Origin of the sequence: Limnobacter sp., from assembly GCF_043511195.1 — a bacterium.
Lineage (GTDB): Bacteria > Pseudomonadota > Gammaproteobacteria > Burkholderiales > Burkholderiaceae_B > Limnobacter.
The window spans coordinates 2561557-2577363 of the sequence record NZ_CP121330.1; the positions used below are offsets into that span (position 1 = coordinate 2561557).

Sequence of the window (15807 nt, forward strand, 5' to 3'; positions counted from 1 at the left end):
GTAACCCGAAATTATAGTGGGTTTTCAGAAAACAGGCAACGAAGTTGATCCATTGCCCACTAAAACCTGGAAAATCAGGCCGTTTGGTCTTGCAGGCGCTTCTTTTCCATGTCGCGAAGCTCCCTGCGCAACACCTTGCCCACCGGACTCTTGGGCAATTCCTTCATGAATTCCACGTGACGGGGAATTTTATAAGCGGTCATGTGCTTGCGACAATGCTCAATCACCGCCTCGGCGGTCAAATCAGCATCCTTTTTGACCACAAAAAGCTTCACGGCCTCGCCTGTCTTTCCGTCGGGCACGCCCACAGCTGCCGCCTCGAAAATACCAGTGAGCAACGTGGCGACCGCTTCAATTTCCTTGGGGTACACGTTAAAACCCGACACAAGGATCATGTCCTTTTTGCGATCGGTGATATAAAAATAACCACTTTGATCCATGTAGGCGATGTCGCCGGTTTTCAACCAGCCGTCCTGCGTCAAAATCTCGGCAGTCTCGCGTGGCTTGTTCCAGTAGCCGCGCATAACCTGCGGGCCTTTTACGCACAATTCGCCCTCTTGCCCAACAGGCAATTCATTGAAATCATCGTCGCGAATGGTTACCTCGGTGGAAGGAACAGGCAGGCCGATCGAGCCGTTGTATTCCTCATGCAGCGGGTTAATACACACGGCGGGTGATGCCTCGGTCAAGCCATAGGCTTCCGACAGGCGGGTACCAGTCACTTTCTTCCAGCGATCGGCCACAGCGGGCTCAATGGCCGCACCCCCGCCCAGCACCAACTTCACATGTGAAAAATCAACCTGCTCAAACCCGGGCGTATTCAGCAGCCCATTGAACAAAGTATTTACACCCGTCAATGCGGTGAATGGCACAGCCGACAAGGTTTTAACAAATGTCTTCATGTTGCGCGGATCGGTAATCAATAGGCAATGCCCACCGACTTTGATGAATACCAGTATGTTCGCGGTCAGGCAGAAGATGTGGTACATCGGCAGCGCGGTAATGGCGATCTCCTTGCCTTCCTCAATGTCCTGATTCAACCAGGCTGATGCCTGCTGCAAGTTGGCCACAATATTGCCGTGAGTCAGCATGGCACCTTTGGCCACACCCGTGGTGCCCCCGGTGTATTGAAGAAAGGCCAGGTCGTCGTGAGTGATATTGACTTTGCGCAGCTCATTGTTGCGACCATGGGTCAAGGCTTTTTTGAAGGTAATGGCGCCGGCAATATTGAATGCTGGCACCAGCTTCTTCACATATCGCACTACAAAATTCAGCAACAAACGTTTGAAAAAGCCGTGCATTTCGCCCATTGAGGCCAGCACGATGTGCTCAACCGGGGTGTTTTTAATGACTTTTTCAAGGGTGTGGGCCACGTTCTCAAACACCACGATCACCTTGGCACCAGAATCGCGCAACTGGTGCTCCAATTCGGTGGGTGTGTACAGCGGGTTTACGTTTACCGCCACAAAGCCAGCGCGAATAGCGCCCAGCATCGCCACTGGGTATTGCAATAAGTTGGGCATCATGAAGGCAACGCGGTCGCCTTTCTTCATGCCGGGCAGGCTTTGAAGGTAAGCCCCAAAGTCACGAGTCAGAGAATCGAGACGCTCATAGGTGAGCGCTGTACCCATGTTGCTGAAAGCAGTTTTGTCAGCGAACTTGCGACTGGCGTCCTCAAAAATATCCCGAATGGAGGGGTACTGATCCAAATCAACCGACGTGGGTACACCCGGTGGGTAGCTCTGAGCCCAGGCTTTATCTGTCACAAATGTCTCCTTCTTGTAGGCACTGCCGTGCTTCGCAACTGTTTTGTATTGATGGAAAACGATACCGGAATATCAAAGAGCATGGATTCTAATGCACTACGATTGTGATGTGTACCTGCCCCGAAGCCGCAATCAAGGAAATTTCGACAAGGTACCTTGTCGAATCCCTTCCAGTATGGACATCTCACGTTCTTGAATCAGTTGGAAAAAAAGGGTTGGCTTCTCAAGAGAGGCAAACGCATCCAGGCCCTGGCTTAAAAAATTGTGGAAATCCTCTAAATTGGCCTTTTGCGCTGCACCACGCGTCATCTTCATCAAAGGTCTCAAAAAAGGCAGACGCATCAATTTGCGCAAGGATTCGCCCACTTCCCGAACCAGCAGAATTTGCTGCTCGCGCAATTCAAACTGCCCTTGTTCCCGAAAGGCATTTATGTACCGCATTTCTTTAAGTGCATTATCAGAAAAAAACTCTTTATTGCTGATAAATAAGGTTATTTCATCATCCAGAAATTCCGCCAAATAGTCCATGTAAATCACTTTTCGCACGGTATCGACTGCGCCTGCGGGCAATAATTTTTCCAGTTTGGGCAACACTCTTTCCACCTGGTGGTCTCGCATGCTGACATCATGTGTGCAGTACAGCTGATCGAGGAAAAAACGGCACGCAGCACGCATGCCATCATCTGCAAGCAAATCCTTATATGTTCCCTCTAATCGACTGTTTTGAAATGCTTTTATTTCTTTCTTTAAATTCAGAAATTCAACTGAACGCCCCTGTCCTTGTCGAAGGGCTGTGATGGCTTTCTGTAATTCCAAGGGAGAACTGTGAATATCGATCATGGCCATTGAATTGCAATTGCGTCATAAAGCTCCATGCTGTTTGCTGCATAGCAGCACAAATCAGACATGGAAAATAGTCAAAATTTATGTTTACATCCGTTAATGTTAAACCAGAGAGTGAGACAACAATGAATGCCCCATCCAAAGCACACGGCCAAGAATTGACAGCAGCAGAACTAAAAGCAACTTTGGAATCGTTAAAGCAAGCTTACCGCATCAATCCCTACCCGGAATGGAACCAGCGCAAAGCCTGGTTGATGGCGTTAAGCGACACGATTTATGACAACAAGCTTCGAATTGCAGACGCCATTTCTGAAGACTTTGGCTATCGCTCGAAAAACGACACGCTTCTGGCCGAGGTATTTCCCTCCCTTGAAGGTATTCGCCACGCGATCAAGCACGGCAAGAGTTGGATGAAACCACGCAATCAAGGCGCCAGCATTTGGTTCAAGCCTGCGAGCACTTGCCTGATGCCTCAACCGCTCGGCGTTGTGGGCGTGATCGTGCCCTGGAATTACCCCCTGTTTTTGTCAATCGGTCCCATGATTGCCGCACTGGCCGCAGGCAACCGTGTATTTATCAAAATGAGTGAGTACACCCCACGCTTCAGCGCTTTGCTCGATGAGTTGTTGGCCAAAGCACTGGGTCGAGAAGTTGTGCAAGTCATCAACGGTGGTCCAGAGGTGGCAGCGGAGTTTTCACACCTTCCTTTCGATCACCTGCTGTTCACCGGTTCAACGCCTGTGGGTAAAATGGTGATGAAAGCCGCCAGTGAAAACCTGGTGCCCGTTACCCTGGAGTTGGGCGGCAAAAGCCCTGTGATTATTACTGCGCCCACCGCAGCCAATCCTGGCCGCTTTGACAATGCGATTGCCCGTACCTTATCTGGCAAGTCAATCAATGCCGGGCAAACCTGTATTGCACCCGACTACTTGATGGTTCCGGAAGGTTGTGAAGAACAGCTGATCCAACACGCCAAAGCAATTATTGACCGTCGCTTCCCGGACGGCATTCTGTCCAAAGACTTCACTGGCATTATTTCTGACCGCCACGCCACGCGCCTGCAACGCCTGATTGACGAAGCTGAGGAACAAGGTGCGCGCGTAGTGTCACTCATGAAAACTGCCGACAGCCCTGGCCGCAAAATCCCGATGACTCTGGTGTTCAATGCCAAGCCCGATTCCATGCTGATGCAAGAAGAAATTTTTGGTCCAGTGTTGCCAGTGATCACATACAAACGCCTGGATGAAGCGATTGATTACATCAACGACCGCCCTCGCCCACTGGCCTTGTATTTGTTTGACGACGAATCAAAAACCCAAGACATGGTCATGAAACAAACCATTGCCGGTGGCGTGTGCCTGAACGAAACACTGTTCCACATTGCGCAGGAAAACCTGCCATTTGGTGGCGTGGGCGACTCGGGCATGGGTCACTACCATGGCAAATTTGGTTTTGACACTATGACCAAACTGAAACCCATTTTCAAACAAAGCCGTTTCCACGTCATGGAAATGTTGTCCCCCCCGTATGACAACAAAATGTTCGCCTTCATGACCAAACTGCTGACCCGCAAGGTATAAACCGCCACCCCATGAACAGACGTAAATTTTTCAAGCTTAGTGCCGCCGGCCTTTTAATGGCAGGCGGCTTGGGCTGGTTGGGCAAGCACTTTGCCCAGGTTGAAATTGTGGCGGGCCAATCGGTAGTCCAGCCGCAGCACCTGCCCATGCTAAGGGCAATTGCAACAGGCTTGCTCGACTCCGCCTTACCGGCTACCGGCCGCGCTGAAGCAATTGAAACGGCAGTGAACACATTTGTGAACGCCAGCAAAATGTTGGCAGCCAGCGCACAGGCTGAACTGGGCCAATTACTGAACATTCTCGAAAACCCGGTGGGAAGAAGACTGATTGCAGATTTGGACAACAGCTGGGAAGATGCCACGCCAGCGCAAGTGCAAGCGTTTCTGTTCGCTTTTCGGGACCATCCAATTCCGGCACTGCAGCCTGGCTATCACGCGCTACACGATCTGATGGTGGCTGGCTGGTACGGCCTTCCTGAGCAATGGGCTGACATGGGCTATCCTGGCCCTCCATTCAAGCTTTCCTGACACGTATTACCACCCTGAAGACCAATGACTGAACAAGAAATCAAGCCCATGAGCACATTGGTGCCAGACCTTTTCACAGCCGGCATTGCCAGTGGCTGGAATGCCTACGAAGCCCACAGCCGTGAAATGCCCAAACAAATGACTGCCGACGTGGTGATCATTGGCACGGGCGCGGGTGGTGGCATTACTGCTGAAATATGCGCCAAGGCTGGCTTGAAGGTTCTGCTGATCGAGGAAGGGCCACTTAAAACCTCGAAAGATTTCAAGATGCTGGAATCTGAGGCCTACCCCACGTTGTACCAAGAAAGTGCTGCTCGCAAAACTGCTGACAAGGCAATCAATATTTTGCAAGGCCGCGCGGTGGGCGGGTCTACTACAGTGAACTGGACCTCCAGCTTCAGAACCCCTGCTGACACACTCGCATTTTGGCAAAACCAGTTCGCCTTGAAGGACATGACCGTAGAGGCCATGGCACCTTGGTTTGAACAGGCTGAACGCCGTTTGAACATTGCTGACTGGTTGGTGCCACCCAATGAGAACAACGATATTTTGCGCCGAGGCGCTGAAGCAAAAGGCATTTCATGGGGCGCGATACGCCGCAACGTGAAAGACTGCTGGAACCTGGGCTACTGCGGCATGGGCTGCCCCACCAACGCCAAATAGTCCATGCTCGTGTCCACCATTCCGACCGCCCTGCAGTATGGTGCCGAACTGGTGGCTTCGCTTCGTGCACACTCATTCAAAATCGCGCAAGGCCGTATTCGCACACTGCGTTGTCAGGTCATGAACGCAGACGGCGTCTTGCCTTCCGGCAAGGAAGTTGAAGTCTCAGCCAAGCATTTTGTGCTGGCTGGTGGGTCCATCAATAGCCCTGCTGTGCTGTTGCGCTCGAATGCGAGCGACCCTTATGACCGCCTGGGCGAGCGTACCTTTTTGCACCCCGTTGTAATTTCCGCCGCCATGATGGAACAGGAAGTGCGCGCAGATGCAGGTGCCCCCCAAACCATTTACAGCGACCATTATTTGCAAACGGATCCAATCGATGGACCGGTTGGTTTCAAACTGGAAGCGCCGCCGCTGCACCCGGTGATTTTTGCATCCACCCTGCCAGGATTCGCGAAGAAGCATGCAGACATCATGAAGAATTTCTCGAAAACGCACATGCAACTGGCTTTGCTGCGCGATGGTTTCAATTCAGGCAGCGTGGGTGGCCAGGTGCGTTTGAACGGCGATGGCAGCCCTGTGCTGGACTACAAATTAACCCCCGCAATTTGGGATGCTGCGCGCCGTGCATTGATAGCCATGGCCGAATTGCAACACGCTGCAGGTGCGAAATCTACCCTGCCCGTGCATGAATTCGCCACACCGGCCAACAACATTGACGATGCATTGAAACAAATCAATCAACTCGACATGAAGCCCCTTAGCATGAAGGTGGTTTCAGCACACGTGATGGGCGGCTGCGCCATGGCTGGCGAAGAAAAACTTGGGGTTACCCGGCCGGATGGCCGTCACTGGCAAATCGAAAACCTGTCCATTCACGACGGCTCGCTGTTCCCCACCAGCATCGGCGCAAACCCGCAGTTGTCCATCTATGGCCTCACCAATAAACTCAGCCAGCAACTGGTGGCCGAGTTGACTGGCCAAGCAGCCACGGCGCTGGCTTAAGTACCATGGTTCGCTATCTGAACAGGCTGTACTGGATTGGCTACATTTCGGTCATGTTCAGCCTTTACTGGGCACTTCACCATTGGCTCGGTGTTCGAGCCGACAACGCTGCAGTGGCCGCCATGGCCCTGGTAGTCGGCGTATTGTTTGCCGCACATGTGGGCTTTAACATCTCGGGCTTCGCCCTTTCTTACAGCGTGCGTCAAATTCCGCAAGTCCGCGACAAGGGGCTTCACTTTCACAGCACCGAAGGGGAAGGATTTCACCGGCTTGGTCTTGCTCGCTGGATCAAGGCCGTGTTGGTAGAAAGTATTACTTCGCTAAAACTGATCACCCTGTTACAACCCTGGGCCCCGAATCCCGACGGCATTCAATTGGCTGGCAAGGCTTGGCGCAGGAAAAAACCTCTACCTGTGCTATTGGTGCATGGCTATTTGTGCAACTCGGCGGTTTGGGCTGGAACCCGAACCCTGCTTGAACGTGCCGACGTGACTACACACGCAATTACGCTTGAACCTACGATTGGCTCGATTCGCAGCTACTCCGACACGATTCACGAGGCGATTGATGAATTATTGGTGGCGACAGGCGCCCCCCAAGTCAAAATAATTGCACACAGCATGGGCGGAGTCGCTGTGCGCTACCACGCCACCGAGTACGGGCACCATCGCATTGCCGGCATGATTACAATTGGCAGTCCGCATTACGGCACAGCCTTGTCTACCTTCGGTATTGGCAAGAATGTGAAGCAAATGGCCTGGGGAAGTTTTTTCTTGAATACGCTGCGGGAACACCCGACAGACCGAGAATTTCAGAACAAGATCTGGTCGCTGTGGAGCCCACAAGACAACATGGTGTGTCCACCGGTTTCCAGCAAACTGGAGTTTGGAAAAAACATCGCCGTGCCCGGATGCGGGCACGTGGCTTTGGTGACAGATTCCACCACGGAAGACCTGATTCTCAACTGGCTTGCAGAAGATGCTCAGGCCTATCCGTTGGCAGAAAACAGGGCTTAGAAGTGGATACCTTGCATCAGGGTTGAGAAGGCAACCTGCTCTGCAGATGGCCCACCACCCTTCTTGCCTTTCGCCGCAGATTCCGAATCCGGGAACATGCGGAACGAGGTATTCATCAAAATTTGCGCAGGCTTCGGTATCAGCGCATGCATTACCTGACCCAACACACCCAGGCGCGTTGCAATTCGAACCGGCTTGTGAATGACCGCTTGCGCAATCAAATCAGCTGCCTGCTCAGGACTCAGCGTGGGCACATTGTTGTACAGCTTGGTGGGCGCGATCATGGGTGTGCGCACCAGCGGCATGTTGATGGTGGTGAAAGTAATGTTCAAATCCGCAAATTCAGAAGCTGCACAACGCGTCCATGCATCCAGCGCCCCTTTGGAAGCCACATAGGCAGAGAAGCGAGGCGCGTTGGTCAACACACCAATTGAAGAAATATTCACCACATGGCCTTTGCGCTTTTCCATCATTTTTGGCAACAAACCGTAGGTAACACGCAAGGCACCAAAGTAATTCAGCTGCATGGTTCGCTCCAGGTCGTGGAAACGGTCAAAGCTGTTTTCAATACCCCGGCGAATTGAACGACCCGCGTTGTTCACCAACACATCGACATGGCCGAAATCAGACAGCAATTGCGCAACGAATCGGTCGCAATCCTGCATGTCCGCAATGTCGACAGAATAAGTGTGCAGCGTGTTGCCTTCTGATTTGATCAAGGCCTTGGCCTCAGCCAGCTTTTCTTCATCGCGGCCACAAATAATGGTAATTGCACCCGCTGCCGCAAATTTTTGCGCAGCCGCCAAACCAATACCGGATGAACCACCAGTAATAAGCACCACCTTGTCTTTCACCTGACCTGTCAGGCTGCGGTCGATGAACAAATCGGGATCCAGGTGACGTTCCCAGTAATCCCAAATGGCCCAAGCGTAGTCTTCAAGACGCGGGCACTCAATGCCACTGCCGTCCAGTGCAGCCAAAGTTTGGCGACAGTCGTATCGGGTTGGCCAGTTAATGTAACCAAACACCTCTTCGGGCAGGGCCAAATCTTTCAGCAAGGCATTGCGAATTCGGCGCACTGGGGTCAGGCTCATCAGCCCCTTCTTCACTGCACCAGGTACAAAACCGAACATGGCCGCATTAATGTGCATTTCCATTTTCGGTGCATGTGCAGCACGCGCAAAAATGTTCAGTACATCGCCAATTCGATTGGGGCTGGGGTCAACAAGGTGGAATGCCTTACCGTCCAGATCAGGCTGGTGCGCAATGTGATCCATGGCATTGACCACAAAATCCACAGGCACAATATTGATTCGACCGCCTTCGATGCCGATCGTAGGCACCCAGGAAGGCAGTAGCTTGCGCATTTTCTGGATCAACTTGAACAGGTAATAGGGTCCGTCAATTTTGTCCATCTCGCCAGTTTTCGAATCGCCCACCACAAAGCCCGGCCGGTACACACGCCATGCGCCTTTTACTTTCTTGCGCACAATTTCTTCTGAATCGTGTTTGGTGCTGAAATAAGGGTGATCCAGGTTCTCGGCCTCTTCGAACATGTCCTCACGGAACACGCCTTCGTACAAGCCAGCAGCCGCAATCGAGGAAGTCAGCTGAAAGCAGCCGGCTCCAATTGCATTGGCCAAATCCACCGCGTTTTCGGTGCCTTTGATATTGGTTTCTTGCTGGCTTTCGGCATCCGCAGCCAAATCATAAATGGCAGCCAGGTGAAAAAAGTGGGCAATATTCTTGTTTAGCTCTTTGATTTCAGTGGCTTTCAAACCCAACTTTGGTTTGGTCAAGTCACCAACCACAGGCACGCACTGTCCTTTCTTGGCACCCCAATACTTTTGGAGTTCGGGCACTTTGTCCAGACTCGATTCGCGAATCAAAAAGTAAATGGTGCCTTTGCGCTTTTGCTCAACCAAGCGTTTCACCAATCGTTTACCGATGAAGCCCGTGGCTCCGGTCACAAAATAATTCATGTATGTCTTCTCCGCGCGGGGTTTTTTATGGAAGATACGTCTCAGGAAGGCTTACTATAACTGCCCGCCCGAAATTCTCAAACTCCATGCGGGCTGTGCGGGTGTTTTGTCAGCACCCTGCTTACGGGAAAACACGAGGTAGGGTTTAGTGTGCCTTCTCTAGTGTGGCCTCGATAAACTACTACAATAATCAAAAAAGGCAGCGACCCGCGACGGGTCACTTTGCCATCACAAGGAGAGACAACATGGCCGGTAAGAAAAAGCCCATCAAAGGTGCAGTCGATAGCGCACAACAATTGTGGACCGCAGGGGTGGGCGCCATTACCAAAGCGCAAGAAGAAAGCAACCGTGTTTTGGAAAACCTGGTCAAGGAAGGCCATGATATTCAGGAGCGAACCGTGAAATTTGCAGATCAAAAAGTAGTTGAAGTCACAGGCAAGGTCAGCAAGCTGGCAGGCTCAGTATCCAGCAAAGCCACCCAGCACTGGGACAAGCTTGAACAAGTATTCGAGGAACGCGTAGCCCGCGCCTTGGGTCGCTTGGGTGTTCCAACCAACAAAGACGTTCAACAATTGTCTGAACGCATTGATCAATTGTCTGCTGCCATTGCTGAATTGACAGGCAAAAAAGCAGAAACCAAAGCAGGCACTGCAAAGCGCACCAGCACCACGCGTGCCAAAAAATCTGCTGAGTAATTGAATCAATTGTTGACCGGGCCAACGACGGCCTAGTCAACAAACGCTTTGGGCTGGAGCACACAACCCGCATGAACAATCACGAATCTGGCCCGAAAATCGGGCTGGCCTTGGCAGGTGGCGGCCCCTTGGGCGCCATTTATGAAATTGGTGCACTGGTCGCGCTTTCAGAGGCCATCGATGGACTCGATCTGAACGACATGAGTGTCTATGTGGGTGTATCTGCTGGCGGAATTGTTGCCACCGGGTTGGCGCACGATCTGACTCCACACCAAATCTACAAGCTGTTCATTGAAGGCGAACCCGAAGAGTTTGCCTTTGATCCGTCGATTTTGTTGCGGCCGGCCTGGAAAGAGTACTGGATGCGCCTTCGAAAGGTACCCAGCCTTCTGGGCACTGCCATTTCAGACTATTTTCTGCGCGATGACGCCACTTGGGTCAGCTGCATTGAACGCTTGGGTGCAGCAATACCCACTGGCTTGTTCAATGGCGACGAATTGCACGAATGGATGGCGGACCTGATCGCCAAAGGCGGTGGTACCAACGATTTCCGCAGTTTGCGCAACCGGCTTATTTTGGTGGCGACCGATCTGGATTCAGGCGACTCCATCCCCTTCGGAATGCCCGGGTTTGATGACGTTCCCATATCAAAAGCTGTGCAAGCCTCTGCATCCCTGCCCGGCTTATTTCCGCCCACGCGCATTGCCAATCGGCACTATGTAGATGGGGCGTTGAAAAAAACCCTGCATGCCTCCACAGCCTTAAAAGAAGGTGTGGAGTTACTGATTTGCCTGAACCCCTTAGTACCGTACGATGACCGGTTAAACCCCAAAAACCATCGACGCAGGGCCAAGGGCAAAGCATTTCAGCCCGGATCGCGTTTATACGAAGGCGGATTGCCGCTGGTGCTCTCGCAAACGTTTAGATCAATTATTCATTCACGCATGGACATTGGCATGGAGCGCTACGCGCACCTTTATCCCAATGCTGACATTGTGCTGTTTGAACCCCAACATGGCGATGGCGAATTTTTCTTCACCAACCCTTTCAGCTACGCAAGCCGCCGACGTTTGTGTGAGCATGCCTACCAACGCACGCGCGAAGAATTGTGGGCACGCCGTTACGATTTGGCCGAGAAGTTTTCGCGACATGGTCTTGAACTGAATCTGGAAGTTCTGAAAGATCCCACCATGCAGCTGGCCAACAAAACCAGCAAAAGACCAGCACGTACTGGATCCATGGTGTCCAAATTTGATCAACTTGAAGACTCGCTCAACGAGCTTGATCGTTACATACGTATTGCAAAAACAAGAAATGCTGCGTGAAGAACGCCATTACTCACAAGTAACAAGGGCAGTGAGGCCCCAAATACTTGATAAAACAACGTAGACTAATAGTATTCAAAATACCAATAACAGACTTGCTGCATGAAGTCTTAAGCTTGATCAGGACTTTGGCCAGACAGGAGACGACCAGAACATGGAACGCAAGCCTCCAAGAAGAACAAGAGAACGAATTCTTGATTTATCGCTTCGGCTATTCAATGAATTCGGGGAGCCCAATATTACAACTACCGTGATCGCTGATGAAATGAACATCAGCCCCGGTAATTTGTATTATCACTTCCGAAACAAAGACGACATCGTCAACAGTATTTTTGCCAGTTTCGAGAAAGAAATTGATGGTCTGCTCGACGTACCCGGCAACCGCCAAGCCAATATCGAAGATGCCTGGCTTTACCTTCAGGTGTCATTTGAGCTGATTTGGCGCTATCGATTCCTGTACCGCGACTTGAACGATCTGCTCTCGCGCAACCGCACACTCGAAATCCATTTCAAACGCATTCTGAAACACAAAGTTGATGTGGCACGCCGCTTGTGTCAAGGCTTGGTGGAATCGGGTGACATGATGGCATCCCAGCCACAAATCAATGCCTTGGCCACCAACATGGTGGTTGTAGCCACTTACTGGCTGTCATTCGAATACGTCAGGGACCCGCGCCACTTCAACGATGAAGCCACCATGAGTGCTGCGCTGGCCAACGGTGTGTATCAGGTCATGTGCCTGCTCGCACCCTATTTACAAGGCAATGCCAAAGAACTGTTCGAAAGCCTTGCCCAATCTTTTATTACTGAAGAAAACACATAACAAGACTTAGGAGAACTTATGAGCGACTTGAAAGCCCGTTTCGAAAAGGCAGTGGCCGAATCAAAATCACTGCCGTCACGCCCCGACAATCAGACCCTGTTGAAGATTTATGCTTTGTTCAAGCAATCAACCGAAGGTGACAACACCGGAAAACGCCCAGGGTTCACCGACATTGTTGGCCGTGCAAAGTTTGACGCGTGGAAGGGCCTGGAAGGCACCAGCAACGATCAAGCCATGCAGAATTACATTGATCTGATTGAGTCGCTGAAATAAATCAAGGCACTGAATTCATAAAAAAAACCGGCCAATGGCCGGTTTTTTTATGGCTGCTTGAAAAAATCAGGCAGCTGCCTGGAGTCGACAGGCACGGCGTCTAGCTTGGCCGCCACATGCACACACACGGTCCGGCAAAGCTCCACCACTGTCGGCTCCTTTACCTGGTATAGCACCAAGGTGCCTTCTTTGCGGCGCTGTAACACGCCTGCACGGTACATCAAGTTCAAATGACGAGAAATATTCGACTGGGTTGAATCAACCTCTTCCACGATGTCGTTTACTGATTTTTCCCCGTTGCACAGGGCGTGGATAATTTTCAAACGCGTGGGTTCAGACAACACAGCAAAGTAGCCTGACACTTGTTCCAGCAGGGAATCCAGTTCACTCATAGCATGACCGATGTATTTTTTATGTTGAAATGATTGTACCCCCGTTTTCACACGGGGGTGGCGGGTCAGTGATTGGCCAACAAAAGCCCTGCATGTTCGCGCATGGGATGAAACTCAATGGTTTCCCAACGCTTTTGCATCACATCAAGATCAAATCTCGATGTCGCCAAAAAAGCGTGTGTGTCGGCAGCATCGGTCACAATGCGACCCACATTGGCATCCATAAACCGGCGCAAGTCATTGGCGTTTTTGCTGGTTACCCAACGTGCGCAACTGTAACGGCTTGGCGCCAGGCGAACTTCCACACCATACTCACCTTTCAAACGGGCTTGAACCACTTCAAACTGCAACTGCCCGATTGCACCCAACAACATTTCCGACCCCAACAGGGGCTTGAACACCTGAATGGCGCCCTCCTGCCCCAGTTCCATTAAACCTTTCTGTAGCTGCTTGCTTCGCATGGGGTCTTTCAATTCGACGGATGCGAACAGCTCCGGTGCAAAAAACGGCAAACCCGTGAATTGCAAACCTTCGCCTTCACTCAAAGAATCGCCCAATTGCAAACCACCGTGGGTGGTCAAACCGATGATGTCGCCCGCATAAGCTTCATCAACCCGATCGCGGCGCTGAGAAAGAAAGGTCACCACACTGGTGGGACGGAAATCCTTGCCTGTGCGCAACACCTTGAATTTCATGCCATGCTCAAAACGCCCTGACAGCACGCGAACAAAAGCAATGCGATCCCGGTGGGAAGGGTCCATATTGGCTTGAATCTTGAACACCACGCCGCTGAATTTGTTCTCGGTAGGCGCCACTTCACGCTCAATCGCTTTGCGCGGGCCGGGGTGTGGCGCAACGTCCACCAAGGCGTCCAGCACTTCCTGAACACCAAAATTGTTCACCGCAGAGCCAAAAAACATGGGCGTTTGCTTACCGGCAAGAAATGTTTTTTCATCAAAACTGGGGGCAGCGCCCGTAACCAGTTCAATTTCCTGCTCGGCCTGTTTGAACTCGTTGCCAAAGCGACTTCTGAGTAACTCGCGATTGTTGCCATCGACCACTTCGTCGTCTTCCCGACGGCGATCTGCACCGGGCGTAAATACCCGCATGTGGTTTTTGCGAATGTCGAAAATACCGTGGAACAACTTGCCCTGCCCCACAGGCCAGGCAAAAGGCACGCAAGGAATACCCAGCGTGCTTTCGATCTCGTCCATCAGCTCAAGGGGGTCACGCACCTCGCGGTCCATTTTATTGACGAATGTAATAATTGGCGTGTTACGCGCACGGCACACCTCGATCAAACGCAAGGTTTGCGGCTCTACACCGTTGGCGGCGTCAATTACCATCAAGGCCGCGTCTACGGCAGTCAACACCCGATAAGTGTCTTCAGAAAAATCCTGGTGGCCCGGGGTATCGAGCAAATTAATCACTTGGTCGCGGTATTCCATCTGCATCACCGAACTGGCCACAGAAATACCACGCTGCTTTTCAATTTCCATCCAGTCCGACGTGGCATGGCGACTCGCCTTGCGAGCCTTAACGCTTCCAGCGATTTGAATGGCGCCCGCGAACAGCAAGAGCTTCTCGGTCAGGGTGGTTTTACCGGCATCGGGGTGGGAAATAATTGCAAACGTTCGGCGACGCTTGACTTCAGATTCAATCGACACAGCAGCCCTTTGGCTCAAAAGCGGTGATTTTACACGCCCGGTGGCTTAAATTCACCCTCTTTAATTGTCATATCGATACATAAACGACCAACCTGATAAAAACCCTGTTGCGGACATCCCGTATTGCTCATTTTGTGTATAAATAAGACATTAGCCAGGTGTATTTGCACACTCGATTCGTTCAATTAGAGAACGATAATAATCACAAAGCCCAATACCCAATGGGCACAGTTTCATCAAATCATAGGGGATACCAATGAAAGCAATTCTGGCAAAATCCGCCGTTGCAATCAGCCTGGCCGCGTTGGCCATGGGTGCAGCTTACGCAGACAAATCCAAATGGCCCAAAAGCTTTACCGTAGGTACAGCTTCTCAGGGCGGTACGTATTACGCATATGGCGCTGGCTGGGCAAACCTGGTTGCAGAAACTGTGGGCATTACCGGCGGCGCGGAAGTTACTGGCGGCCCCACTCAAAACCTGGCTTTGGTACACACAGGTAAACTTGCCTTTGGCATGACCACCATGGGCCCAGCGCGCGAGGCACTGGACGGCAAAAGCCCCCTGGCCCCCGGCCTGAAGATGAACAAGGTATGCGCCATGTTCCCCATGTACCAAACCCCGTTCTCGGTCACCGTGCTGTCCTCCAGTGGAATCAAATCCATTAAGGAGATTCCACCTGGCTCCAAAATCGGTTTTGGCCCTGCAGGTTCTACCTCTGACACCTACTTCCCGAAAATGCTGGAAACCCTGGGCGTGAAATTTGAACGCCGCAACGGTGGCTGGAGCGATTTGGGCGGGCAATTGCAAGATGGCCTGATCGATGTGGTGGCATTTGCAGCCGGTGTACCCATTCCTGCCGTGACCCAGCTTGAGGTGCAGACCGAGATCAATATTCTGGAATTTACAGAAGCTGAACAGAAAAAGATCATGGACACCTACCCCGTGTCGGCATTCCCGATCAAGGCCAGCACTTACAAAACCTTGAAGAAAGATGCACGTGCGGTATCCATGTGGAACTACGCCATTGCCAACTGCGACCTGCCAGAAAGCTTTGTATACGAAGCGACAAAGGCGGTGCTGGACAACAACGAGAAAATGTTGACCATCCACAAAGGTGCCCGCACCACATTGGCCGAGAACTGGGACAAGAACACATTCATCCCATTCCACCCCGGTGCCGTGAAGTATTACGAAGAAAAAGGCATCAAGATTCCAGCGAATCTTAAGTTGAAATAAAAAGCAAACAGCC

The 15807-nt window shown here is 51.6% G+C and carries 13 protein-coding genes and 1 pseudogene; 9 read left to right on the plus strand and 5 right to left on the minus strand.

Annotation, left to right across the window (positions count from 1 at the left end):
• Positions 1-74 precede the first annotated feature (74 nt).
• On the minus strand, positions 75-1766 hold the full coding sequence (locus P0D43_RS12215; protein WP_159570974.1) for an AMP-binding protein: 1692 nt from the start codon (positions 1764-1766) through the stop codon (positions 75-77).
• Positions 1767-1898: 132 nt separating this feature from the next.
• Positions 1899-2612 carry an FFLEELY motif protein gene (locus P0D43_RS12220; protein WP_394672537.1) on the minus strand — a complete coding sequence of 238 codons (714 nt, stop codon included), beginning with the start codon at positions 2610-2612 and terminating at the stop codon, positions 1899-1901.
• A 122-nt stretch (positions 2613-2734) separates the two neighbouring features.
• Between P0D43_RS12220 and P0D43_RS12225 the strand changes: the two genes are divergently transcribed.
• The 4 genes and pseudogenes from P0D43_RS12225 to P0D43_RS12240 all read left to right on the plus strand — a co-directional run bounded on the left by P0D43_RS12225 (position 2735) and on the right by P0D43_RS12240 (position 7400).
• Complete coding sequence (locus P0D43_RS12225; protein ID WP_341237435.1) at positions 2735-4189, plus strand: coniferyl aldehyde dehydrogenase; 1455 nt, start codon at positions 2735-2737, stop codon at positions 4187-4189.
• Between the two features lie 11 nt (positions 4190-4200).
• Positions 4201-4716: a hypothetical protein gene (locus P0D43_RS12230; protein ID WP_394672538.1), complete on the plus strand. Its 516-nt coding sequence runs from the start codon at positions 4201-4203 to the stop codon at positions 4714-4716.
• A 24-nt stretch (positions 4717-4740) separates the two neighbouring features.
• Positions 4741-6384, plus strand: a pseudogene (locus tag P0D43_RS12235) (GMC family oxidoreductase).
• A gap of 5 nt (positions 6385-6389) precedes the next feature.
• On the plus strand, positions 6390-7400 hold the full coding sequence (locus P0D43_RS12240) for an esterase/lipase family protein (protein WP_394672539.1): 1011 nt from the start codon (positions 6390-6392) through the stop codon (positions 7398-7400).
• Here the strand turns inward: P0D43_RS12240 and P0D43_RS12245 are convergent.
• Complete coding sequence (locus P0D43_RS12245; RefSeq protein WP_394672540.1) at positions 7397-9382, minus strand: SDR family oxidoreductase; 1986 nt, start codon at positions 9380-9382, stop codon at positions 7397-7399. The genes P0D43_RS12240 and P0D43_RS12245 overlap by 4 nt on opposite strands.
• A 245-nt stretch (positions 9383-9627) precedes the next feature.
• Between P0D43_RS12245 and P0D43_RS12250 the strand changes: the two genes are divergently transcribed.
• The 4 genes from P0D43_RS12250 (at position 9628) to P0D43_RS12265 (ending at position 12498) form a co-directional block, all read left to right on the plus strand.
• Complete coding sequence (locus tag P0D43_RS12250; RefSeq protein ID WP_159570995.1) at positions 9628-10077, plus strand: phasin family protein; 450 nt, start codon at positions 9628-9630, stop codon at positions 10075-10077.
• Between the two features lie 71 nt (positions 10078-10148).
• Positions 10149-11402, plus strand: coding sequence for a patatin family protein (locus P0D43_RS12255; protein WP_159570998.1), 1254 nt, complete (start codon positions 10149-10151; stop codon positions 11400-11402).
• A gap of 154 nt (positions 11403-11556) precedes the next feature.
• Positions 11557-12225, plus strand: coding sequence for a TetR/AcrR family transcriptional regulator (locus P0D43_RS12260; RefSeq protein ID WP_138518378.1), 669 nt, complete (start codon positions 11557-11559; stop codon positions 12223-12225).
• A gap of 18 nt (positions 12226-12243) precedes the next feature.
• Positions 12244-12498 (plus strand): acyl-CoA-binding protein, encoded by a 255-nt coding sequence (locus P0D43_RS12265; RefSeq protein ID WP_159571001.1) that lies wholly within the window; start codon positions 12244-12246, stop codon positions 12496-12498.
• Positions 12499-12545: 47 nt separating this feature from the next.
• On the opposite strand, the gene P0D43_RS12270 is transcribed toward P0D43_RS12265, so the two are convergent.
• Positions 12546-12890: a helix-turn-helix transcriptional regulator gene (locus tag P0D43_RS12270; RefSeq protein WP_159571004.1), complete on the minus strand. Its 345-nt coding sequence runs from the start codon at positions 12888-12890 to the stop codon at positions 12546-12548.
• Positions 12891-12955: 65 nt separating this feature from the next.
• A complete protein-coding gene (locus P0D43_RS12275) occupies positions 12956-14557 on the minus strand; it encodes a peptide chain release factor 3 (protein WP_159571007.1) in 1602 nt (533 codons plus the stop codon).
• Positions 14558-14813: 256 nt separating this feature from the next.
• Here P0D43_RS12275 and P0D43_RS12280 point away from each other — a divergent pair, with 256 nt between their 5' ends.
• Positions 14814-15794 (plus strand): TAXI family TRAP transporter solute-binding subunit, encoded by a 981-nt coding sequence (locus P0D43_RS12280; protein ID WP_159571010.1) that lies wholly within the window; start codon positions 14814-14816, stop codon positions 15792-15794.
• The last annotated feature ends 13 nt before the right edge of the window (positions 15795-15807 follow it).